The sequence below is a fragment of the Streptomyces sp. NPDC051677 genome, assembly GCF_044453465.1.
GTDB lineage: Bacteria > Actinomycetota > Actinomycetes > Streptomycetales > Streptomycetaceae > Streptomyces.
The window spans coordinates 54,017-74,316 of the sequence record NZ_JBITCT010000023.1 but is presented as its reverse complement, the minus strand read 5'-3'; the positions used below and the strand labels follow the sequence as shown (position 1 = coordinate 74,316).

General features: G+C 70.9%; 19 protein-coding genes. 7 read left to right on the top strand and 12 right to left on the bottom strand.

The genetic code is table 11. The features are described 5' to 3' along the window. Positions 1 to 176 precede the first annotated feature (176 nt). Together ACIBAF_RS26055 and ACIBAF_RS26050 are read right to left on the bottom strand one after the other, a co-directional pair. Entirely contained in the window at positions 177 to 293 is a 117-nt protein-coding gene (locus ACIBAF_RS26055; protein WP_399466216.1) for a DUF397 domain-containing protein, read from the bottom strand. Beyond that, complete coding sequence (locus ACIBAF_RS26050; protein WP_399466114.1) at positions 256 to 1,170, bottom strand: helix-turn-helix domain-containing protein; 915 nt, start codon at positions 1,168 to 1,170, stop codon at positions 256 to 258. The genes ACIBAF_RS26055 and ACIBAF_RS26050 overlap by 38 nt, the downstream gene beginning before the upstream one ends. Before the next feature lie 176 nt (positions 1,171 to 1,346). Here ACIBAF_RS26050 and ACIBAF_RS26045 point away from each other — a divergent pair, with 176 nt between their 5' ends. Next, positions 1,347 to 1,859, top strand: a complete 513-nt coding sequence (locus ACIBAF_RS26045; protein ID WP_399466112.1) for an ATP-binding protein — start codon at positions 1,347 to 1,349, stop codon at positions 1,857 to 1,859. 142 nt (positions 1,860 to 2,001) lie between these two features. On the opposite strand, the gene ACIBAF_RS26040 is transcribed toward ACIBAF_RS26045, so the two are convergent. Then, positions 2,002 to 2,547, bottom strand: coding sequence for a YbjN domain-containing protein (locus tag ACIBAF_RS26040; protein ID WP_399466110.1), 546 nt, complete (start codon positions 2,545 to 2,547; stop codon positions 2,002 to 2,004). A 139-nt stretch (positions 2,548 to 2,686) separates the two neighbouring features. On the opposite strand from ACIBAF_RS26040, the gene ACIBAF_RS26035 reads away from it, so the two are divergent. Next, the gene (locus tag ACIBAF_RS26035; protein WP_399466108.1) at positions 2,687 to 3,178 is read left to right on the top strand and encodes a hypothetical protein; all 492 of its coding nucleotides are present in this window, start codon (positions 2,687 to 2,689) and stop codon (positions 3,176 to 3,178) included. 75 nt (positions 3,179 to 3,253) lie between these two features. On the opposite strand, the gene clpB is transcribed toward ACIBAF_RS26035, so the two are convergent. Then, positions 3,254 to 5,851 (bottom strand): ATP-dependent chaperone ClpB, encoded by a 2,598-nt coding sequence (gene clpB, locus ACIBAF_RS26030; RefSeq protein WP_399466106.1) that lies wholly within the window; start codon positions 5,849 to 5,851, stop codon positions 3,254 to 3,256. A 119-nt stretch (positions 5,852 to 5,970) separates the two neighbouring features. On the opposite strand from clpB, the gene ACIBAF_RS26025 reads away from it, so the two are divergent. Then, a complete protein-coding gene (locus ACIBAF_RS26025) occupies positions 5,971 to 6,384 on the top strand; it encodes a pyridoxamine 5'-phosphate oxidase family protein (protein WP_399466105.1) in 414 nt (137 codons plus the stop codon). 1,018 nt (positions 6,385 to 7,402) lie between these two features. On the opposite strand, the gene ACIBAF_RS26020 is transcribed toward ACIBAF_RS26025, so the two are convergent. After that, on the bottom strand, positions 7,403 to 7,738 hold the full coding sequence (locus ACIBAF_RS26020; RefSeq protein ID WP_399466104.1) for a hypothetical protein: 336 nt from the start codon (positions 7,736 to 7,738) through the stop codon (positions 7,403 to 7,405). Further along, positions 7,735 to 8,010 carry a hypothetical protein gene (locus ACIBAF_RS26015; RefSeq protein ID WP_399466103.1) on the bottom strand — a complete coding sequence of 92 codons (276 nt, stop codon included), beginning with the start codon at positions 8,008 to 8,010 and terminating at the stop codon, positions 7,735 to 7,737. The genes ACIBAF_RS26020 and ACIBAF_RS26015 overlap by 4 nt, the downstream gene beginning before the upstream one ends. A gap of 277 nt (positions 8,011 to 8,287) precedes the next feature. Here ACIBAF_RS26015 and ACIBAF_RS26010 point away from each other — a divergent pair, with 277 nt between their 5' ends. Together ACIBAF_RS26010 and ACIBAF_RS26005 are read left to right on the top strand one after the other, a co-directional pair. After that, positions 8,288 to 9,136, top strand: coding sequence for a helix-turn-helix transcriptional regulator (locus tag ACIBAF_RS26010; RefSeq protein ID WP_399466214.1), 849 nt, complete (start codon positions 8,288 to 8,290; stop codon positions 9,134 to 9,136). Between the two features lie 155 nt (positions 9,137 to 9,291). Beyond that, the gene (locus ACIBAF_RS26005) at positions 9,292 to 10,356 is read left to right on the top strand and encodes a helix-turn-helix transcriptional regulator (protein ID WP_399466101.1); all 1,065 of its coding nucleotides are present in this window, start codon (positions 9,292 to 9,294) and stop codon (positions 10,354 to 10,356) included. Here ACIBAF_RS26005 and ACIBAF_RS26000 read toward each other — a convergent pair. Then, complete coding sequence (locus ACIBAF_RS26000) at positions 10,247 to 11,389, bottom strand: LuxR C-terminal-related transcriptional regulator (RefSeq protein ID WP_399466100.1); 1,143 nt, start codon at positions 11,387 to 11,389, stop codon at positions 10,247 to 10,249. The two genes, ACIBAF_RS26005 and ACIBAF_RS26000, sit on opposite strands and share 110 nt — an antisense overlap. Before the next feature lie 327 nt (positions 11,390 to 11,716). On the opposite strand from ACIBAF_RS26000, the gene ACIBAF_RS25995 reads away from it, so the two are divergent. Then, positions 11,717 to 12,307, top strand: coding sequence for a hypothetical protein (locus tag ACIBAF_RS25995; RefSeq protein WP_399466098.1), 591 nt, complete (start codon positions 11,717 to 11,719; stop codon positions 12,305 to 12,307). A 58-nt stretch (positions 12,308 to 12,365) separates the two neighbouring features. Here the strand turns inward: ACIBAF_RS25995 and ACIBAF_RS25990 are convergent, their stop codons facing one another. Together ACIBAF_RS25990 and ACIBAF_RS25985 are read right to left on the bottom strand one after the other, a co-directional pair. Then, positions 12,366 to 13,475 carry a sugar ABC transporter substrate-binding protein gene (locus ACIBAF_RS25990; RefSeq protein ID WP_399466096.1) on the bottom strand — a complete coding sequence of 370 codons (1,110 nt, stop codon included), beginning with the start codon at positions 13,473 to 13,475 and terminating at the stop codon, positions 12,366 to 12,368. Between the two features lie 630 nt (positions 13,476 to 14,105). Beyond that, positions 14,106 to 14,348 carry a hypothetical protein gene (locus ACIBAF_RS25985; RefSeq protein ID WP_399466095.1) on the bottom strand — a complete coding sequence of 81 codons (243 nt, stop codon included), beginning with the start codon at positions 14,346 to 14,348 and terminating at the stop codon, positions 14,106 to 14,108. A 129-nt stretch (positions 14,349 to 14,477) separates the two neighbouring features. Here ACIBAF_RS25985 and ACIBAF_RS25980 point away from each other — a divergent pair, with 129 nt between their 5' ends. Next, entirely contained in the window at positions 14,478 to 14,612 is a 135-nt protein-coding gene (locus ACIBAF_RS25980) for a hypothetical protein (protein WP_399466094.1), read from the top strand. 298 nt (positions 14,613 to 14,910) lie between these two features. On the opposite strand, the gene ACIBAF_RS25975 is transcribed toward ACIBAF_RS25980, so the two are convergent. From ACIBAF_RS25975 to ACIBAF_RS25965, 3 genes are all read right to left on the bottom strand, one after another. After that, positions 14,911 to 16,641 carry a type IV secretory system conjugative DNA transfer family protein gene (locus ACIBAF_RS25975; protein WP_399466093.1) on the bottom strand — a complete coding sequence of 577 codons (1,731 nt, stop codon included), beginning with the start codon at positions 16,639 to 16,641 and terminating at the stop codon, positions 14,911 to 14,913. Between the two features lie 87 nt (positions 16,642 to 16,728). Then, positions 16,729 to 18,114, bottom strand: coding sequence for a PQQ-binding-like beta-propeller repeat protein (locus tag ACIBAF_RS25970; protein ID WP_399466092.1), 1,386 nt, complete (start codon positions 18,112 to 18,114; stop codon positions 16,729 to 16,731). 65 nt (positions 18,115 to 18,179) lie between these two features. Continuing rightward, positions 18,180 to 20,297: a peptidoglycan DD-metalloendopeptidase family protein gene (locus ACIBAF_RS25965; protein WP_399466091.1), complete on the bottom strand. Its 2,118-nt coding sequence runs from the start codon at positions 20,295 to 20,297 to the stop codon at positions 18,180 to 18,182. Between the last annotated feature and the right edge of the window lie 3 nt (positions 20,298 to 20,300).

Below are 20,300 nucleotides of genomic sequence, written 5' to 3'. Positions count from 1 at the left end.
CCGCATCCCGCGCCTGCAAGCTGGTCACTCGGACGGGTGACGCGGGCTTCGCGGCCGGGGAGGGTGGGTGGGCGGGAAGTTCTTTCCCCCGGTTCTTTCAGGAGGTCAGCGGCCCGCCGGACCCTCGCGGACAAGGGCCCGGTGAGCCCGGAAGACCTGGAAACCGGAGGGCGGCGTCAGGCCTTCAGCTCGCCTATGAAGGCGGTCCAGGAGGCGGCTTCGAAGCACAGCGCCGGACCGTGCGGGACCTTGCTGTCACGGACCGGGACGACGGCCCGGAACCCGTCGGCCACCTCCACGCAGTTGCCGCCCTCCTGATTGCTGTAGCTGCTCTTGCGCCAGGCGACGACGCTCAGATCGGGACGGGACATTCGCTCCACGGTTGTAGCCCTCCATCGCGGATCGGATCATGTCGAGCGACATGAGCGGGGGCAGGGCATTCGCCCGTAGCCGATCGTAGGTCACCGTGAAACGGCTGACTTCGGCTGGATCCTCAATGAGTTGGCCGTGGTGAGCACCCTCCGTGTAGGCGACTTCAGAGCCATCCGGCAGTGTCAGCACTGTCAGGGAACCGCCCATCGCGTCGTGCTCGCCCTGGTCGAACGGGAGCACCTGGACAGTGATGTCGTGCTCCGCCGCCACATAGAGCAGCAGCTCCAACTGCGCGCGCATCACGTCGCACCCGCCGATCGGACGTCTGAGAACAGCTTCGTCGAGCACCACCCACAAGTCCGGCCGGTCGGGCGAACCGAGCCGTTCCTGCCGTGTCATGCGGACTGCGAGTCGTTCTTCCAATTGCTCATCACTGCTGAGCGTCAGGCCGACGCTCAGAACGGCCTTCGCGTATTGCTTGGTCTGCAACAGGCCCGGCACCACGTGAGCCGCGTACTCGCGAATGGCCACCGCCCGCTCCGAGTACTCCATGAACCTCCGCGACCAGTCCGGAAACGCCTCCCGGTACACGTACGGCCACAGGTCGACCAGCAACTCGTCCGCGCCGAGGGCCGCATCCAGCGCTCGTGCCAGTGCCAGCGTCGGCTTCGCCCCGGACGCCCGCTCGATCTGTGTGATCCGCGTGCTCACCACGTGGGTCCTGTCGCCGAGTTCGGCCTGGGTCAGTCCGGCCGCCGTGCGGAGCCTGCGCACCCGCGTGCCGAACAGCGCTGCCATCGACACACTGGGGTCAATTCCGTTGGCCAAAGCGTCACTTCCGTTCCTTACGGGCTGAAAAGTAAGGCTGTGTCACCTGTCGAGCGTAGGGCGATCGGACGACCCTTGAGCACGGAACGTGACGAATCGCTTACGTCACGGGATGCCTCAGCCCGACAGACAAGGACGGACCAGCCGTGGCGACAGGAACGACCACCCCGGAAGACGAGCCACGGCGGAGCGCCGCGACCCTCGCGGCGGAGACCGTCGCGCTCGACGAAGCACGTGAACTGCCTTCGTTCTCCGCGCAGTTCGCCTCATCTCCGCGAGGCGCGCAGCTCGCCCGACGCCTCGCCGTCCGACACATGGAGGGGTGGGGCTGCCCGTCGGCGTCCGACGCGTCGTGCACGGTCGCCCTCGTCGTCGGCGAGCTGGCCGCGAACGCCGTGCGGCACGGCCGGGTCGCCGGACGCGCCTTCGGTCTCCGACTCGTTCTCGACGCGGCTGCGGGCCTGGTGCGCGTCGAGGTCGCGGACGCCGCCTCCGCGAAGTGGCCGCCCACGGCCCCGCCGTCCTCGTATCCGGAGGGCGAGTCCGGTCGAGGCCTGCTCCTGGTGGACGCCCTGGCCGTGCGCTGGGGGTCGGCGCCTCGCCGCCCCGTGGGCAAGACGGTATGGGCGGAAGTGCCGATCTCGACGCCAGCTACCTGATGCTGCGGAACTCCCCCGACGTTCTCACAGGTCACCCTGGTACAGACAGCCAGGCGAGGCGGCTGAGACAGGCTGCACGGAAGCGGGCGCCCGCCCACAGGCTGTGGACGGGCGCCCGTCTGGCGCACAGGAGGTCGCGGACCTACTCGGCGCTCTCGTCGCCTTCGTCGGACTTCTCCTCAGATGCGTCGATCTCCTGTTCGAGGCCCAGCTGCTCCACCAGCCACTTGTCGAACTCGATCGCCGCGCGCACCCAGCTCACCGTCGAGGAGACGAACAGCTCGATGTTCACGCCGGCGCCGACCAGCAGCTGCGCCTCGCCGATGAGGCGGACGGTGCCGTCGTCGTGAGTGTGGGTGTAGACCTTGGGCCACAGGGTGCGCCGGTTCCAGTCGTCGATCGACTCCAGCAGCTGCACCTTGTCGTCGATCTTGTGGGGCCGGTCGTAGAACGTCCGCACCGAGTAGACCTGCTGGTCGCCCTCGCCGCGGAACATGAAGTACGTACGGAACTCCTCCCACGGCGCCGCGAGGTCACCCTCGTCGTCGACGACGTACTTCAGCTCCATCTGGTCGAGGAGCTGCTTCACGAGATCCTGATCCGGGACGACGGGGCCCGCCGGTCCACCCTGGGGCTGCGGCTCGGGCTGGCCCCCGAAGTTCGGAATCGAGGACGGGTCGATGCTCACCGTGTTTTTCCCTTCGTACGGATCCCGCCATCCTCCCCCATGCGGGGAGGGGGGTGGCAAGCCCCGCCGGGGCCTGTCAGCCGTCGGCTGACATGATCTGGCCGGTCGGTGACGGACGGGTGGACGGGTGGGAGACGCCATGGCACGGCTACGAGGCGGCACGGCTGGGCGGGGGAGGACCCGGTGGAGCCTGTTCGCGGCGGTCGCCGTGCTGCCGGCGCTGGTCCTTGTCTGGCTGGTCGTGTTCGTCGTGAAGGCGGAGACCTCGGACTACCCGTTCGGCGGAGGGCCGGAAAAGGCGTCGTGCGCCGAGGCGCTGGCGTTCGGCGGGGCGAAGCTGCCGCCGGGGGCGTACGACACGGAGTGCTCGGTGCAGTCGTGGCAGGACGTCCGCTACCTGGCCGAGTTCCGCATGCCGCGCGACGGTGTGGGCGCCTGGCTGACGGACACCTATCCCGAGGCGCCCGCGCCGGGCGGCCCAGCCGCCGGGACCTGCCTCCACGGCTCGGACTACTGCTTCCAGGCAGACGTCACCGGGCATCCCGGCGTCTACGCCTACTACGTCGACGTGGACGTGACGTACGAGAACGCCGAGACCGCGCGGGTGCGGTACTCGGCGTTCACGACGTGAGCGGTCGGCGGACCGGGCGGACCGGGCGGACCGGGCGGACCGGGCGGACCGGGCGGACCGGGCGGACCGGGCGGACTACAGCGTCTTGCCCGTCGTCGGGCCCACGATCAGGCCCTCTCCGAACGCGTCCACGCGGACCGTGTCGCCGTCCTTGACCTCGCCGGCCAGGATCTCCTTGGCGAGGCGGTCGCCGATGGCCGTCTGGACCAGGCGGCGCAGGGGGCGGGCGCCGTAGGCCGGGTCGTTGCCCTCGTCGGCGAGCCAGGCGAGGGCCGCGTCGGTGATCTCCAGGGTGAGGCGGCGCTCCGCCAGCCGCTTCGCGAGGCGGTCGATCTGGAGGCGGGCGATCCGGCCGAGCTCCTCCTTGTTCAGCGCCGAGAAGACGACCAGGTCGTCGAGCCGGTTGAGGAACTCCGGCTTGAAGGACACCCGGACCACCTCCAGGACCTGCTCCTTCTTCTCGGCCTCCGTCGACACGGGGTCGACCAGATACTGGCTGCCCAGGTTCGACGTCAGCACCAGGATCGTGTTGCGGAAGTCGACCGTGCGGCCCTGGCCGTCGGTGAGCCGGCCGTCGTCCAGGACCTGGAGCAGGACGTCGAAGACCTCCGGGTGCGCCTTCTCCACCTCGTCCAGCAGGACCACGCTGTACGGGCGCCTGCGGACCGCCTCCGTGAGCTGGCCGCCCTCCTCGTAGCCGACGTAGCCGGGGGGCGCGCCGACGAGGCGGGCGACGCTGTGCTTCTCGCCGTACTCCGACATGTCGATGCGGATCATGGCCCGCTCGTCGTCGAAGAGGAAGTCGGCGAGGGCCTTCGCGAGCTCGGTCTTGCCGACGCCCGTCGGGCCGAGGAAGAGGAACGAGCCGGTGGGGCGGTCCGGGTCGGAGATGCCCGCGCGGGAGCGGCGTACGGCGTCCGACACCGCCCGGACGGCCTCCGTCTGGCCGATGAGGCGGCGGCCCAGCTCCTCCTCCATGCGCAGCAGCTTCTGCGTCTCGCCCTCCAGGAGGCGGCCGGCCGGGATGCCGGTCCAGGAGGCGACGACGTCGGCGATGTCGTCCGAGCCGACCTCCTCCTTGACCATGGTGTCCTTCGCGGCCTCCTCCTCGGCCTCGGACGCGGCCTCCAGGTCGCGCTCCAGGGTCGGGATCTCGCCGTACAGCAGCTTGCTGGCGGTGTCGAAGTCGCCGTCGCGCTGCGCGCGCTCGGCCTGGCCGCGCAGGTCGTCGAGCTTCTCCTTCAGCTCGCCGACCCGGTTGAGGGACTGCTTCTCCTTCTCCCACTTGGCGTTGAGGCCGCGCAGCTCCTCCTCCTTGTCGGCGAGGTCGCGGCGCAGCTTCTCCAGGCGCTCGCGGGAGGCGGCGTCGGTCTCCTTGACGAGCGCCAGCTCCTCCATCTTCAGCCGGTCCACGGACCGCTGGAGCTCGTCGATCTCGACGGGGGACGAGTCGATCTCCATGCGGAGGCGGGAGGCGGCCTCGTCGACCAGGTCGATGGCCTTGTCGGGGAGGAAACGCGAGGTGATGTAGCGGTCGGAGAGCGTCGCGGCGGCCACCAGGGCGCTGTCGGCGATCTGGACCTTGTGGTGGGCCTCGTAGCGGCCCTTGAGACCGCGCAGGATGGCGATGGTGTCCTCGACGGTCGGCTCCGCCACCAGCACCTGCTGGAAGCGGCGCTCCAGCGCCGGGTCCTTCTCGATCCGCTCCCGGTACTCGTCGAGCGTCGTCGCGCCGACCATGCGCAGCTCACCGCGCGCGAGCATCGGCTTGAGCATGTTGCCGGCGTCCATCGCCGAGTCGCCGCCGGCGCCCGCGCCGACGACCGTGTGCAGCTCGTCGATGAAGGTGATGATCTGGCCGTCGGAGTCCTTGATCTCGGCCAGGACGGTCTTCAGCCGCTCCTCGAACTCGCCCCGGTACTTGGCGCCGGCCACCATCGCGCCGAGGTCGAGCGCCACGAGCCGCTTGTTCTTCAGCGACTCCGGGACGTCGCCCTTCACGATCCGCTGGGCCAGCCCCTCGACGACGGCGGTCTTGCCGACGCCGGGCTCGCCGATCAGGACGGGGTTGTTCTTCGTACGGCGGGACAGGACCTGCACGACCCGCCGGATCTCCTGGTCCCGCCCGATGACGGGGTCGAGCTTGCCCTCGCGGGCGGCGGCGGTGAAGTCCGTGCCGAACTTCTCCAGGGCCTTGTACTGGCCCTCGGGGTCGGCGCTGGTCACCCGGCGCCCGCCGCGGGCCTGCTGGAAGGCGTCCTGCAGCTTCTTCGCGGTCGCGCCCTGCTGGGTGAGCACGTCACCGGCCTGGCCGCCCTTGGCGGCGATGCCGAGGAGCAGGTGCTCGGTGGACAGGTACTCGTCGCCGAGATCGCGGGCCCGGCTCTGCGCGTCGGCGATGACGGCGAGCAGCTCGCGGTTCGGCTGCGGGGGCGCGACGGTGGAGCCGGTCACGCTGGGCAGCGAGCCGAGGGCCTTCTCCGCCCCGGCGCGCACGGCGGCCTGGTCGGCGTCCACGGCGGCCAGAAGGTCGACGATGTTCTCGTTGTCCTGCCCCTGGAGCAGCGCGAGCAGCAGGTGGGCGGGGGTGAGGTCGGCGTGTCCCTCGGACACGGCCCTGCTGCCGGCCGCGTTGATCGCGTCCCGGCTCCGGTTGGTCAGCTCGGCGTCCACGTTCGCTGTCTCCTCCTTGCGTCAGCGCTACCCGTCACTGACTCAGTCAGCGTACACAAAGTTGAGTCTATTCCGCTCAAGGTGGGGATGGGGAGCCGGGAAGCAGTAGTTTCCAGGCCATGGCCGCATACCCCCAGGACCCGGGCTCCCCCGACGCGCCGTATCTCGCCTTCTGGCGCGAACGGCATCTGTGCACGCTGACCACACCACGCCCGGACGGCAGTCCGCACGTGGTTCCGGTCGGAGTGACATACGACCCCGAGGCCCGCCTCGCTCGGGTCATCACGAACAAGACCAGCACCAAGGTGGGCAACGTGCTGGCGGCGGGCCCAGCCGGCGCCCGGGTCGCGGTGTGCCAGGTGGACGGACGGCGCTGGGCCACGCTGGAGGGGCGCGCGCGGGTCCGTGCCGAGCCGGAGCAGGTGGCGGAGGCGGAGCGGCGGTACGCGCAGCGGTACGGGCGCACGCCGAGCCCGAACCCCGCGCGCGTGGTGATCGAAATCGAACTGACCCGGGCGATGGGCCAGGGCTGACAACGAGGCCGACGACGACGCTGACGACGCTGACGGCGGCGCTGACGACCCACTGACGGCAGAGACGACAGCGGGCCGAGGGGGAGCCAGGGGCGCGCCGGGGGCGGACCGGGAGCGGGCCGGGAGCGGGCCGGGGAGGGCCGGGGGCGGGCCGAGGGGGAGTCAGGAACACGCCGGGGGCGGGCCAGCAGCGGGCCGAGGGGGCCAGGGGCGAGCCGAGGGCGGGCCAGGAGCGAGCCGGGCGCGGGCCAGGAGCGGGCCAGGGGCGAGCCGGGCGCGGGCCAGGAGCGGGCCGGCGGCGAGCCGAGGGGGGCCAGAGACGAGCCGGGGGCGGGCCAGAGACGAGCCGGGGGCGGGCCAGAGACGAGCCGAGGGCGGGCCAGGGGCGGGCCAGGGGCGAGCCGGGAGCGAGCCAGGAGCGGGCCGACGGCGAGCCAGGAGCGGGCCGGCGGCGAGCCAGGAGCGGGCCTACGGCGGGCCAGGAGCGGGCCGGGGAGCCAGGGATGAGCCGGGGGGCGGGCCGGGAGCGGACCGAGGCCGGGCCGGGAGCGGCCCCCGGCAAGGCCAGGGCCGGGCCAGGACCGGACCGGGAGCGGACCGAAGGGGCCAGGAAGGAGCCGGGGCGGGCCAGGAACGGGCCGGTGGCGGACCGAGGGAGAACCAGGGACGAGCCGGGGCCTGTCCAGGAGCGGGCCGGAGGCGGGCCGAGGGCGAGCCAGAAGCGGGCCGGGGGCGGGCAGGCGGCGGGCCAGGGGCGCGCCGGGGGGCGCGCCGGGGGGCGGGGCCAGGAGCCGATTGGGGGCGGGTCGGCGGCGGGCCGGGGGTGTGGGCGGGGACGTGGGTGACCGGATTCCGGTTCCGTGCTGTTGCGTGGCGACGTCGTTTTCCGGCCAACGCTCAAGCGGGCGCATAACCCGAAATATCCCCGCAAACTGCAGCGGCGTCACCGTGTTCAGGTCACGGTGACGCCGCTGCGGGGGGAAGCGCCTGAGCGATCTTTTACGACGGGGGAATCGCGTCAGGCACTGCGGGGGGTGGCTGAGGTGGTCTTCAGGGGCGGAGCCTCGGACTCGACGAGCCTGTGGTCCCGCTGGTCCAGGTTCACAAAAATCATTCCGTACCGGATGGCGCACCGCACGGGCTGCGGCGCTCCCCGGGGCTTGCGCAGGCACCGGTAGGCCCGTACGTCCTCGTCCTCGTCGCGCGTCACGACGACCGGCTCACCGAAGACCGTCACCATCAACGAGTCACCACTGTGGGGGATGGCGGTGACCAGGTCGATGAAGTGCCAGCCGGAGCGGTAGGCGGTGGCCATCTCGCGGCGGAAGGAGCGGTCGTCGGGTGGAGTGGTCATGACTCGGCGACCCACGTGCTGTCGCCGGGAGCGACCCAGGTGCTGTCGCCAGGAGCGACCCAGGTGCTGTCACGCGGCGCGTCCGCCGCGGTCACCACCCACGTGCTGTCGCTGGGGGCGACCCAGGTGCTGTCGCCGGCCACGACGACGGTGTCCACACCCGGGCTCCACGTACTGTCGCGCGCCGTGTCGCCCGTCGTCCCCGCAAGGCCGCTCAGCGCTCCGAAGGCCAGGGCGGCGGAGAAGGCGGCGGCAAGCGCCGAGCGAAGCATTCTCTTATGCATAGTCGGCTTCGTCCTCATTTGAAGGTCACCTCTCCCCCGTCGACTACGACGATGGCCCATTCGGGCACGTCATGGCCACACAATCGATGCATCATGTTCCTGCACGTTCAGGACCCTGGGGGGTGGAGATTTGACGAAAAATGAGACAAAGCAGACACATCCTCATGCGCCGACTGAGCTGTGCGAGGAAGGTCGCCGTCTCTATGGGAACGCACTTCGGACGGGACGCATAGCCCGTGCGGACGTGGAGCCCGCTCCGTGTTTGATGGAGTTCGCCCTGCTTCATGCCGACCCCGACGACGCGAACTGGCTGCGCCCGGTGCCCCCGTCGATCGCCCTGTCCCAGCTGCTGAACCCGATCGAACGCGAAATCACCCAGCGCAGACGGCTGTCGGTGGACCTCGCCGACGCTTTCGAGCCGTTCATGACCCTCAGCGCCCAGCCGACGCCGACCACGCATTCGATCACGGTGCTGGAGGGCATCGACCGGATCAACGCGGCGCTCGATCTGGCCACCTCCCAGTGCCAGACCGAGATGCTCACCGTCCAGCCGAGCCGCCGCCGCCTGGAGCACACCCTCGTCCAAGGCCTTGAGCGCGACAGGCCGCTGATCGAACGCGGCTGCCGCATCCGGACCCTCTACCAGCACACGGCCCGCTACAGCCCCGAGACCCTGGCCTACGTCTCCCAGTTCACCGACGGCAAGGTCGAGTACCGCACCATCGACGAACTCGTGGAGCGGCTGATCATCTGCGACGAGACCGTGGCGTTCATCCCGACCCGCGACGACGGGCAGGTCGCCCTCGAACTCCGGCACCCGGGGCTCGTCCGCTACCTGATCAAGGTCTTCGAGTTCATGTGGGGCCGCGCCGTACCCCTGGCCACCGGCGCCCCGTACGAGACCGCGCCGGACGGCATCACGGACATCCAGCACTCCATCGCCAAGCTCCTCGTCGAGGGGCACGTCGACGAGGCGATAGCCCGCCGGCTCGGCATGAACGTCCGCACCTGCCGTGCCCACATCGCCAAACTCGCCACCGCCCTGGGCAGCGGCAGCCGTGCCCAACTCGGCTTCCTCATTGCCCAGTCGGGCATCCTCAGACAGGAACCCTGACACCCGCCCGAAGGACCTCCCGCCGGCCCTCACGGCGGACCTACGGGCGGACCCAGGGACGCACGAACGCACGAACGCACGAACGCACGAACGCACGAACGCACGGACTCACGGACTCACGGACTCACGGACTCACGGACAGGAGGCAGACCGCAGTGAGCGTGCCGCCGCACCCCCACCACGGCGTGGAGAACCTGTGCGCCGCGGGAGCGAAGCTCTACGAGCAGGCCCTGCGCGACGGACGCGTCAAGACCGAGGCGGCCGAGACGGCGGCCCCGTGCCTGCTCTCCTTCGGCCTGCTGCACCCGGTCGTCGACGACCTCGCCCAGCTCGAACCCGTCCCCCCGGCCCTCGCCCTGCACCGGCTGCTGCGCGCCTCCGGCACCCGCATCGCCGAGGAACGCCGCCGCGAGGAACGACTGGCGGCGCTCTTCGAGCCGCTCATGCGCGTCACCGGCAGCCACACTCCCCCCACGGACCCCGCCTCGCTGCGGATCCTCAGCGGCACGGAGCGGATCAACGCGGCCATCACCGAGGCGATGGCCGAGGCGACCGACGAAGTGCTCTGCATCCAGCCCCACGTGCACTACAGCGGGCCGCGCGCTGAGACGGCCCAGGCCGTCGCCATGGCCCGCGACCAGGCGCTGCTGGACCGGGGCTGCCGCATCCGCACCCTCTACCAGCACACCCAGCGCCACCAGCCGCTCGTCCTGTCCCGCTACGAGCAGCTCCGCGGCGCCGCGGAGGCCCGCACCCTGGACGAGGTCACCGACCGGCTCATCGCCATCGACGGCACGGTCGCCTTCATCCCCGCCGGCGAGGACGGCCTGCTGGCCCTGGAGGTCCGCCACCCCGCCCTCCTCACGTACTTCACCACCACCTTCGACCGCCTCTGGCGGCTCGCCACCCCCATGTACCCCCAGGCCGTCCGACGGCCGTCCCTGGGCGGCGTGACGCCCCGTCAGCAGGCCATCGCCGCGCTCCTGGTCGAGGGCCACACCGACGCCGTCATCGCCGACCGCCTCGGCATGAACGTCCGCACGGCCCGCGTCCACATCGCCAAGCTCGCCGCCACCCTCGGCAGCGAGAGCCGCGCCCAACTCGGCTACCTCATCGGCCAGTCGGGGATCCTTGACCGGGAACAGCACCGGGGGCGGGAGCAGGGGCCGGCGCAGGAGCCGGGGAAGGGGCCGGCGCAGGAGCCGGAGCCGGGACACTGACCGCCCCCGCCCCCGTCCCCGCCGTCGTCCCGTCCCCCGTCCCCGTCGCGTCCGACGGGCGGTCCAGGCCGACCTGGGCTATGCGGACGCCGAGTTGGGTGCGGCTGGCGGCGCCCAGGGTCTCCGAGAGGCGGGCGATGTGGGCGCGGCAGGTGCGGACGCTGATGCCCAGGCGCTCGGCGATGACGGCGTCCTGGTGGCCCTCCGCCAGCAGGGCGGCGATGGACTGCTCGCGGTGGGAGATGCCCTCGATGCGGGTCTCGGGGAGCGGGGCGGTGAGCGGGATCGCCAGCCGCCACAGCCGCTCGAACACCGTCACCAGGTAGGAGATCAGGGCCGGGTGGCGCAGCTCCAGGGCCATCGTGCGGTCGGTGTTCGCCGGGATGAAGGCGACCGTGCGGTCGAAGAGGATCAGCCGGTCGATGACCTCGTCCAGGGTGCGGGCCTCCACCGCGTCGCCCATCAGCTCCAGGTAGGTGAGCAGGCCCTGGCCGTGCCGGGCCACGTGGTTGTAGAGGTCGCGCATGCGCACGCCCCGGCCGCGCAGCTCCAGGGCCCGGTGCAGGCCCTCCGACAGTTCGTGCTCACGCCGGATGCCGCCGGGCTGCACCGTGAGGACCTCGGTCGTACACGCCTCGGTCGCCGCGTCCAGGGCGGCCTGGATCCGGGAGGAGCCGTCGAGGACCCGGATCGCCGCGCCCTCCCCGGCCGTCGCGCCCCGCGCCGGACCGCCCAGGCCCGCGTACCACTCGAAGGCGGCGACCGCCGCGCCCATCCGCCGCCGGCTCGCGCTGACCTCGTCGTAGAGTCCGTGCAGCAGCCGGGTCATGACCTCCTGCGGGGAGGTCGGGACCAGCCAGTCCATGTCGTCGGGGTCGGGGTGGAGGAGGGCCAGTTCGAGGAGGCACGGGACCGGCTCGGCGTCGGTCCGGGCCACCCGACCGCGCCGTACGGCCCGGGAATACACGCGATCCCCGGCGTCGCACAGTCGGTCGGCACCGTGTGGATGTTCCTCCGTCCCGTGCCCGGCCATCGCCCATCCACCCCCGCCCACGCCGCTTCCGGAGCGCAACTATGCGCGGCCCGGACCGGGTCCGCAACACGGCTTGTCCGGCCGAGGCCGTAGAAAACCACCCGTCTGCGTGAGTTTCTCCCGGCCTCCTCCCCTCGCACTGCAACAAGCTGACGGTGGTGCCGGGCCTTTGCGACGGTGCATCGTTGACTTCCGCGTTCCCCCGGGTGCTCCCCACTCGGGGGAGGCGGAACCAACCCGGCCGGGCCACGGGGGAGTCCGGCCGGGCTCGCGGGATGCGGTGCCGGGGGGCTCCCGTTTCGGGGGCGGGGGCCGCACAATCCCGGTATGGCGAGGAACCGGGTACGGGCGCTGACCGTGGGGGCGGTGGCGTTGTGCGCGGCGGCGGGGGCAGGGGGCTGCGCGGGCGAGGGCGGGAGGGGAGAGCCGTCCGCCGCCCCGAACTCGCCCTCCGCCCCTGCCACTTCCACTGCCGCGCAGGCGGCCTCCCGCCCCTACAAGGACGGGCATCTCACCTTCACCCTGCTGTTCCTGCGCTGCGGGCTGAACGCGGTATCCGGGTCGCACAGCGAGGGACAGCCCGACGGGCAGTTCTGCTGGGCGCGACTGCGGGTGGACAACCAGGACCCGGAGTTCCACACGTACGTGGCGAAGAGCCAGCGGCTGGCGGGCGTCCCCGGCCGTCCGGGTCAGCCCGACACCTTCGCCATGGCCGTACGGCGGCAGCACGACAGCGTGAAGATCGGCGGGCACGACCTGATCGAGGTCGAGCTCTGGTACGACGTCCCGCGCGACGCGAAGGTGAACGGTCTGCGCGTCTCGGGCGACCGCGATGCGGCCGGCTACATGAACACCAGCCCGGCGCCGTTCACGCCGGGCGGGGTCCTCATCACCATGAAGCCGCTGATGGGCTGGTAGGCCAACGGACCCAGGGGTCGGGTCCGGGGATCGGGCCCGGGGATCGGGCCCGGCGACCTCAGTTCAGCTTCAGGGCGTCGCAGGCGGCCTTGTACTTGGCGGTGCAGATCTGGGCGACCGTGTAGATGCCGTCGGCGATGACGGTCGTCTTGATGTTGCTCTTCGTCAGCGCGACCACGGTCTGCAGCTTGGCCGGAATGTCCTTGGTGGTGGGGCTGTCGACCTTGTCGCGGGTGAGGGCCTCGAACTGGAGCTCACGGCCCTGGACCTTGGCGACGGCTGCCTGGGCGGCGGCCGCGGCCATCGCCGGGTACGGCTTGTAGACGCTCATGTACTGCTCGCCGGTGATGATCCGCTGCACGGCCGGCAGCTCCGCGTCCTGACCGGTGATCGGGGGCAGGTCGCCGTCGCTCATGCCCGCCGCCTCGAAGGCCTTGACGATGCCGCCGGCCATGGCGTCGTTGGCGGAGTAGACACCGGCGATGTTGTTCTTGCCGAGCGCCTCGATCGCCTTCGTCATCTCGGCCTGGGCGAGCTTCGGGCTCCACTTGTCGGTGTCGTACGACTTCGCGATCGTCACCCGGCCGTTGAGCTCGTTGAGCGCGCCCGCCTTGAACTGGCCTGCGTTCGGGTCGGTGGGCGAGCCGTTCACCATGACGATCTTGTCCGCGGTGCTGGGGTTGTTGATGGCCTCCGCGAGGCTACGGCCCTGCACCTCGCCGACGAGCTCGTTGTCGAAGGAGACGTACGCGTCGATCGGGCCCTGGGCGAGGCGGTCGTAGGCGATGACGGGGATCTTCGCGTCCTTGGCCTTCTGCACCATGGGCGCGATCACCTTCGCGTCGACGGCGTCGAGGAGGATGATGTCGACCTTGTCGTCGATCATCTTCTGCATCTGGGTGTTCTGCGTCTTGGTTTCCCCGGCGGCGTTCGCGTACTCGGTCTTGCCCTTGTTCTGCGTGAGCTCGGCGACCGTCTTCTTGATGATGGGGTAGTCGAACTCCGCGTACCGGGTGTTCGTCGTCTCCGGCATCAGCACGCCCACCGTGATGTCGTTGCTCCGAGTCGGTGTCGCGCTGTCGCTGCTCTCCGAGGCTCCCAGCATCCCGCACCCGGCGAGCGAGAGGGACATCGTGGAGGCGACCACGGCTATGGCGATACGACGCATTCGGGGCTCACTTCAGGTGCGTTCGGTGCGATTCCGGGCACACGAGGGTGCGACATGGTGACCCAGGTGTCTCAAAAGACAACGCGGCGGCGACCATCGGCGTCAAGCGGAACCGGTTAACGAAGGAGCAACATCACACTCCGTTTATCGGACGCAGACACATGGAGACGATGCGAAGACCTTGCGAAGACCTGTCGGAGGCTCCGTCGCGGAAGCGGCCGTGGAAGCGGTCGTGGACGTGCCCGGGAGACAAGAACGGGCGGCGACGGCGAGTCAGACCGTCAACGTGCCCGTCCCGTCCGGCAAGCACACCCTCCGCGTCGACTACGTCAACTGGACGGGCGCCGCGAACGTCAGGTTCGGCTACACGCCCCGGACTTCGGCGACCGTGGACAAGGTGAGGCCGCTGGCGCCGACCGGCGCCGCCTGGGACCACGCCCCGCACGCCGGCGGGGGCGAGGCCGCGGGCCTGCGCTGGGCCGCCAACAAGGAGATGGACCTCGCCGGTTACCGCGTCTGCCGACGCTCGTGGAACGATGCCGCCTGGACCCGGATCGGGGCGACCACGCTCCGCACGTTCACCGACGTCCCGCCGTCGACCGGACAGTCGTACCTCTACCAGCTCCGCGCTTACGACAAGGCGGGCAACGAGTCGGCCGGCGCCGCAGCCCTCGGCCCGGTCCCGACGCCGGGCCTCACCGCGCCCGCCGCGCCGGTCCTGCCGGTCACGCCCACCGCGGACTCCAACGACCTGTCCTGGACGGCCCCGGTGGACGTCGTCGCCTTCTCGGTCCTCCGCAAGGAGACCTCGGGGACCGAGTGGACCGAGTGGACCGAGTACCCGGAGACCGCCGACAGTGCCTGGAGGGACACCCGCGCGCTGTACGGACGGTCCTACGACTACAAGGTCGTCGGGCACGACGCCGCCTGGAACCACTCCGAGTCCGCCGTCGTCAGCGGCCGGCCGACCATCGCCCCGGCCGGCGCTTCGTCGTCGTCGCCGTGGACCGCTACGACAACGTCGCGACCTTCCGCAGCGACGAGTGGAGCGAGCCCGTCGCCACGGTCGAGGTCACCGAACCCGACCTCGGCCCCACCCCACCACCCCGGCGCCCGAGGTCACGGCCTGCGACCTGAGCGCCTCAGCCGTCCGCACGGGCGGTGTCGTGGTGGGGACCTTTACTGCTTCGGGGCACGCTTCACCGAGGCCGACGGCTACCACGTGCACCGCTGGGACCGCGCGACGAACAACTGGGTCCGCCTGACCGAGTCCCCGGCGACGACCTCCTACTGGACCGACGCCACCGCCCCCGCCGGGACCACCCTCTACTACCTGGTCTCGTTCACGGAGGCGGACGGCACGGAGGCGTTCACGAACGTGGCGGCGGCCGTGACCCCGTGTGACCAGCGCAATCGCGACCGGTTCGGGGGCGGCTCAGCGCGCCCCGGGGTCGTACTTCTTCAGCGAGGCCTGGACCTCCGCCGCGTACGCGCCCTCCCACCACGGGACCGTCTCGACCAGCACCGGCTTGGTGCCGGAGGCGAGCACGAGGGCCCGGCCGGGGGGCATGGCGCCGAGGTCGGAGACCTGCAGGACACGCTCGCGGCGCGTGGACTCGCTGATCGCGCGGGCGCCGGACCAGCCGCCGAACTCCGACTCCCGGCTGGTCTGGTACTCGCGCAGCTCGAACTCGCCGGCCAGTTCGCTCAAATCGCCCAGGAAGCGGGTGTCGGAGACGCCGCCGCCGTACACGCGGACGTTCGCGGCGGACCACAGCTTCTCCATGCCGCGCTCGCCCCACACCTCGATGCCCTGCGCCCAGGACTGCAGGATCGTCATCAGGATGATGCCGCGCGAGCCGTAGTGGGAGTACAGGTCGGGCAGGGAACGCCAGCGGCAGACGTTGGCGGCCTCGTCGAGGACGCCGACGAGGGGCAGCGGGAGACGGCCGCCGCGCTGGGTGGTGGCGTACTCCTCGGCGGCCTCGACGACGGCGACGGTGAGCGCGGTCACGAGCGGCCCGGCGGAGTCGCGCCCCTCCCGGCTGAGCGAGTACAGGGTGCCGCCGCCGCGGACGAACGCGTGCGGGTCGAACTGCCCCGCGTACTCGTCGGCGGGCGGTGTGACCCACCGGTTGACCTCGGGGTTGACCAGGCAGGACGCCATCTGCTGGGCGACGCCGTAGATGCCGCTGCGCTGCTTGTCGGGGGCGTTGACAACGCCGGCCAGCCCGTCCGCCGGCATGGCGTGTCCGGCGCCGCGCAGGATCCGCTCGGGGGCGTCGTCCTTGGGGTTGGACAGCCAGGTGTAGATCTGTGTGATCGGCGCCTTGGCGCAGGCGGCGGCGAGCAGCAGGTTGGCGAGGAGGTCCTGGCCGGCCGGGTCGAAGAAGGCGTCGGTGGAGGCGTTGGCGTCACGCGAGCCGCTGGCGAAGTGGTCGGCCATCTTGCGGGCCTTGGCGACGTCGGTGACGTACGACAGCGGGTTCCACCACCAGCTGGGCTCCTCCTGCGCGACCTGCTGCGGGTCGAACACCCACACCGGTCCGCGCGCGGTGCGCGGGCCCCGGGTGGCGTCCACGATGTCCCGCTTGTTGGAGGTGACGAGGACGGCGCCGGGCCCGTCGAGGATGGCGGGGATGGCACGCCGGGTCGTCTTACCGGTCCGCGGCCCCCAGATGTCGATGTGCATGTCCTCGTACGACCCGTACAGCGGCTGCCGCCCCTTGACGGACCGTCCGATGAACACGCCGGGCGTGCTCGACTGCACGCCGAGGCGCTCGGCGGTGGCGGCGGCGCCCTTCATGGTCAGCTTGCCGAGCTCCTCGCCCTGCGCGAGGTGCTTGGCGGCGCCGTCCACCTCGGGCTTGTTCCGGAAGCGTTCACGCACCCGGTACACGGCCAGCGCGAGGATCCCGACGACCACGGCCTCCCCGGCGGCGACGGCACTGGCGGGCGAACCCGGCCAGCTGTAGTCGCCCTTGATCACGTCGACGAGGAACGTCAGCGGATTGGAGGCCGGCGCGGGCGCGTCGGCATACCCGGCCCCGATCTTCGCCGCCAGCCAGGCGCCGGCGGCGACGACGAGCACGACCGCGACGGCGATGACGATCTCAAAGGTCCAGTCGTCCTCGGCGCGGGGCTTCTTCTTCTGTTCTGCGGTCACCCGCGGGTCCGTCCTTTCTGGACTTCTCTGGACTTCTCTGGACTTCTCTGGACTTCGAGACTGTCTGGGGGCTTCGTCGGGCAGCGGTCAGGCCTTGGTCGCCAGGAAGGCGAAAAGACCGTTGTCGGCAGGGACGAGCGTGTAGCCGTTGGTGGAGAACTGCGTGGGAGGGCTGGTCTGCTCCGGGAGCAGGCCGAGCAGCTTCTTGGTCCCCATCGCCAGCGCGCCCCGGTCGGATCCGAGCTCCGCGAACAGGACATCGTCGGTCGTCACGACCAGAGGCCGGATGTCCTTGTCGTCGGCCGCCTGCCGCCACAGCTCTGCACCGGTCCGGGTGTTCCAGGCCACCGCTTCCTCGGCGAAGTTGACGACGGCTGTCGTGCCGTCGGGGGAGACAACGGGGACGGCGACCTGGTTGAACTCCTTGACCGTGGTGTGCGGGCCGACGGCCAGGAGAGCTCCGGTACGCAGGTCGACCGTGGTGAGCACCGCGTCGTTGGAGCCGCTCGCCGACCAGACGAGGATCGCCTGGTCGCCGTGGAGGGGGTACAGCTCGGCATCCGCCTCTTTGCCGTCCTTGCTCTGCGCGACGACGTCCGCGGGCGGTGTGAGGTCCGTCGTGGTCCACAGGGACTTGCCCGTGCTGCGGTCGATCACCGACACGGGTTCGTTCCTGCCGTCGCCCTCGGTCGTGTAGCCCTGTCCGGCGCCGATGGCGTCGGCCTTCGCGAGCTTCGCGGGAAGCACCAGGTTCTTGCCGCCGCCGAGCGGGGCGAGCGTGCGGTCGTCGTCCCCGCCGGGCAGGAGAACATGACCCCGGATGACGGGCAGTTCGGCATGCTCCTCGCCGGTGTACGTGGAGCTTCCCAGCTTCGCGCCGCTGGGCGCGTACATGGTGTAGACGGTGTTGACGGCGGCTTTCTTCAATCCGCTCGCCGCGGTGTTCTCGCAGCTGCGGATCAGGACGGCCGGGGAGCCGTCCCTCCACGCGCCCACCTGGATCTGCATGTCGCGGACGGGTGCATCGCTCACGGCCGGGTCGTAAGCGCACGTGACGGTGAACGCCTTGCGCTCCTTGCCGGTCGCCGCATCGTAGAGGTGACCGACGAAGCGCGCCGTCTGCGGATCCGACTCGCCCTCGGCGACCGGCGCGGACAGATCCTCGACCAGGAGGAAGGCGTCACCGACCGTGCAGACGCCGTCCTGGCCCTGCTGGTCGGACGCGCGAGCGGCATCACCGGCGCACGACTGGTGAGCGCCGGTCTTCTGGGCAAGGCTCCAGGCGGGCTTCGCGGCGAGACCGGGGATCGGCTCGCCCGGGTAGGCGAGCGCCGCCGCCGCGCCGGCCGACGCCTTGGGGGATGCCGAGCCGGTGGTGTCCGCACCCGTCGGCCCGTCCCCTCCACCACAGCCGGTGACGAGTCCCAGAGCCAGGAGAGTCCCGGCGACGAGGGCGGTAGGTGGTTTCGTCAACTTCCCTGCTCCATGCGGTGAATACGGTGTGCCTGGTGTGCCTGGCGTGGCGACGGGCACCGGCTTCAGGCGCCCGTCGTGTTGCTCGTGCCGTCGCCCTCGACCGCGTTCGTGCCCTGCGGGATCGGGACGCGGTAGACGCCGGTGATCTCGGCCTGGTAGTCCCAGGTGCTGAACTCGACCGACTTGCCGGGACGCGGAGCGTGGATGATCTTGTGGCCCTTGGCGTCCCAGACCAGGCCCACATGGCTCGACCTGCCGCCGCCCTCCGGCCCGAAGAAGATCACGTCACCGGGCTGGGCATCGGACAGGTCCACCTTGTACTTGCTCAGGTAGGGCTGTTGCGAATACGTCGTACTGCCGATGTCGATCTTTCCGTCGCTGGCCATGTAGTACGCCCACTGCGTGAAGCTCGAACAGTCGAAGCTGGTGGGATTCTGGCCCTGCAGTCGCGGCGCGCCATACACGTACGGGGTGCCGATGCCGCGCTGAGCCCAGCCGAGGACGGCGCGGATCACCGGGTCGTCGGAGTCGGGGATGACGCCGGAGGCGCCGGCTCCGTCGGGCGCGACGGCCGCGCCGCCGTTGCCCTGAGCGCACTGGGCGTACTGGTCGTCCCTGCTCTGCTCCGCGGAGCCGGGGACCGTGCCGTAGTCGGGGTTGGCGGTGACCCGGCCGTCCATCCAGGCCTTCGGGTCGACCATGCCGGGGCCCTGGTCCTGGCCGGCGACGAAGGGGTTGTCGACGCCAGGTACCCGGACCTCCCAGTGCAGGTGGGGTCCGGTGACGTTACCGGTCGCGCCGACTGTGCCGATCTGCTGACCGCGCTTGACGGTCTGGCCGACGGACACCTTGATGGAGGTCTGGTGGGCGTAGAGCGTGATGACGCCGTCCGCGTGCTGGATCTCCGTCTCGTTGCCGTACGAGCCGCCGGGGCCCGCGTGGACCACCTTGCCGTCGGCCGGGGCGTAGATCGGGGTGCCTGACGTCGCCACGAGGTCCAGGCCGGTGTGGTAGCCGAGGCTCCACATGCTGCCGTTCTGGTGGTAGGGCGTGCCCAGCGAGTAGGTGCCCTCCTTCATGGGCCACTGCCAGTCCTTGCCGCCGACCACGGTGGGCTGCTTCGCCTCGGGGAAGGCGACGGTCGTCACGCTCGCGGTGCGCGTCGTGCTCGCCGCCCCCGTGGTGTACGCGGCCGGCGCCATGGCGGTGGTGGTCTCGCCGTCGTCGTCCATCGGGGGCGTGGACCAGGAACGGGCCGGGGACGAGGGGATGCTGAGGGCCTTGGTGGGCTGGGCGTCGTTGCCCACCGGCTCCGGGATGTCCGACTGCTGTCCGAGGGTCGGGAAGTCGGGGTTCTTCTCGACCGTCTCCTTCAGGTGCGCGTACCAGCGCTCGATGAGGTCCTTGTCACCGGTGAGCACCCCGCGGTAGCGGGCGGCCTGGGTGAGGACGACCCGCGGGTAGATCGTGTTGGAGGCCGTGGAACCGGAGTAGTTCTGCAGCGCCTTGAAGGGCTCCGTCTCGGCCTTCTTGGCGTGCAGGAACTTGGCGGCCGCCCAGGCCGCGTCGTCGATGTTGTAGAGGTCCTTCTTGCCGTCGTCGTTGCCGTCGGAACCGTAGTCCGTCCAGGCCGGGGGACCGAACTGCAGGATCCCCATGTACCCGAGGGAGTTCTTGCCGCCGGGTGCGGCCGACTTGTCCTGGCCGAACTTGGTCTCCTGGTACATCTGCCCGGCGATGAGCGTCCAGTCGAGGCCGTCGTAGTTGGCGGCGGCGCGCATCGCGGCGAGGATCATCTTCGGCGGTATCTCGGCGCGGGCGGTCGCGCTCGGCATGTACATCTTGCCGGCCGGCATGATCGGGTTGGTGGCCGCGGCGTCACCGGTGTTACCCGCGTTGGCGTTGTCCGCGTAGTCGCCGCAGGCCGCGTTGGTCGCGCCGTTGCCGACGCCGCCGACCATGCTGCCGATGAGCAGCAGGACGAGAAAGACCACCGACGCGGCGGCCAGCCCGCCACCACCGCCGATGATCATCCACCACTTGAAGCTCTTGTCCTTCTTCTGGCCGCCGTCGCCGTTCTGGCCGCCTCCGGACCCGGCCGCGAGCCGGCCCGCCTTCTTGGCGGACTTGGCGACCTTCGCGGCCTTCGCCGCGGCCGCGAGTACAGCGGGTGCCACCACGGG

Bases quoted from the DNA above. Each gene is read 5' to 3' on its own strand.
- ACIBAF_RS26050 (WP_399466114.1), bottom strand. From the start codon at position 1,170: ATGGCAGCGCTGTTCGGCACGCGGGTGCGCAGGCTCCGCACGGCGGCC.
- ACIBAF_RS26035 (WP_399466108.1), top strand. From the start codon at position 2,687: ATGGCACGGCTACGAGGCGGCACGGCTGGGCGGGGGAGGACCCGGTGG.
- ACIBAF_RS26025 (WP_399466105.1), top strand. From the start codon at position 5,971: ATGGCCGCATACCCCCAGGACCCGGGCTCCCCCGACGCGCCGTATCTC.
- ACIBAF_RS26020 (WP_399466104.1), bottom strand. From the start codon at position 7,738: ATGACCACTCCACCCGACGACCGCTCCTTCCGCCGCGAGATGGCCACC.
- ACIBAF_RS26015 (WP_399466103.1), bottom strand. From the start codon at position 8,010: ATGCTTCGCTCGGCGCTTGCCGCCGCCTTCTCCGCCGCCCTGGCCTTC.
- ACIBAF_RS26010 (WP_399466214.1), top strand. From the start codon at position 8,288: ATGGAGTTCGCCCTGCTTCATGCCGACCCCGACGACGCGAACTGGCTG.
- ACIBAF_RS26000 (WP_399466100.1), bottom strand. From the start codon at position 11,389: ATGGCCGGGCACGGGACGGAGGAACATCCACACGGTGCCGACCGACTG.
- ACIBAF_RS25995 (WP_399466098.1), top strand. From the start codon at position 11,717: ATGGCGAGGAACCGGGTACGGGCGCTGACCGTGGGGGCGGTGGCGTTG.
- ACIBAF_RS25990 (WP_399466096.1), bottom strand. From the start codon at position 13,475: ATGCGTCGTATCGCCATAGCCGTGGTCGCCTCCACGATGTCCCTCTCG.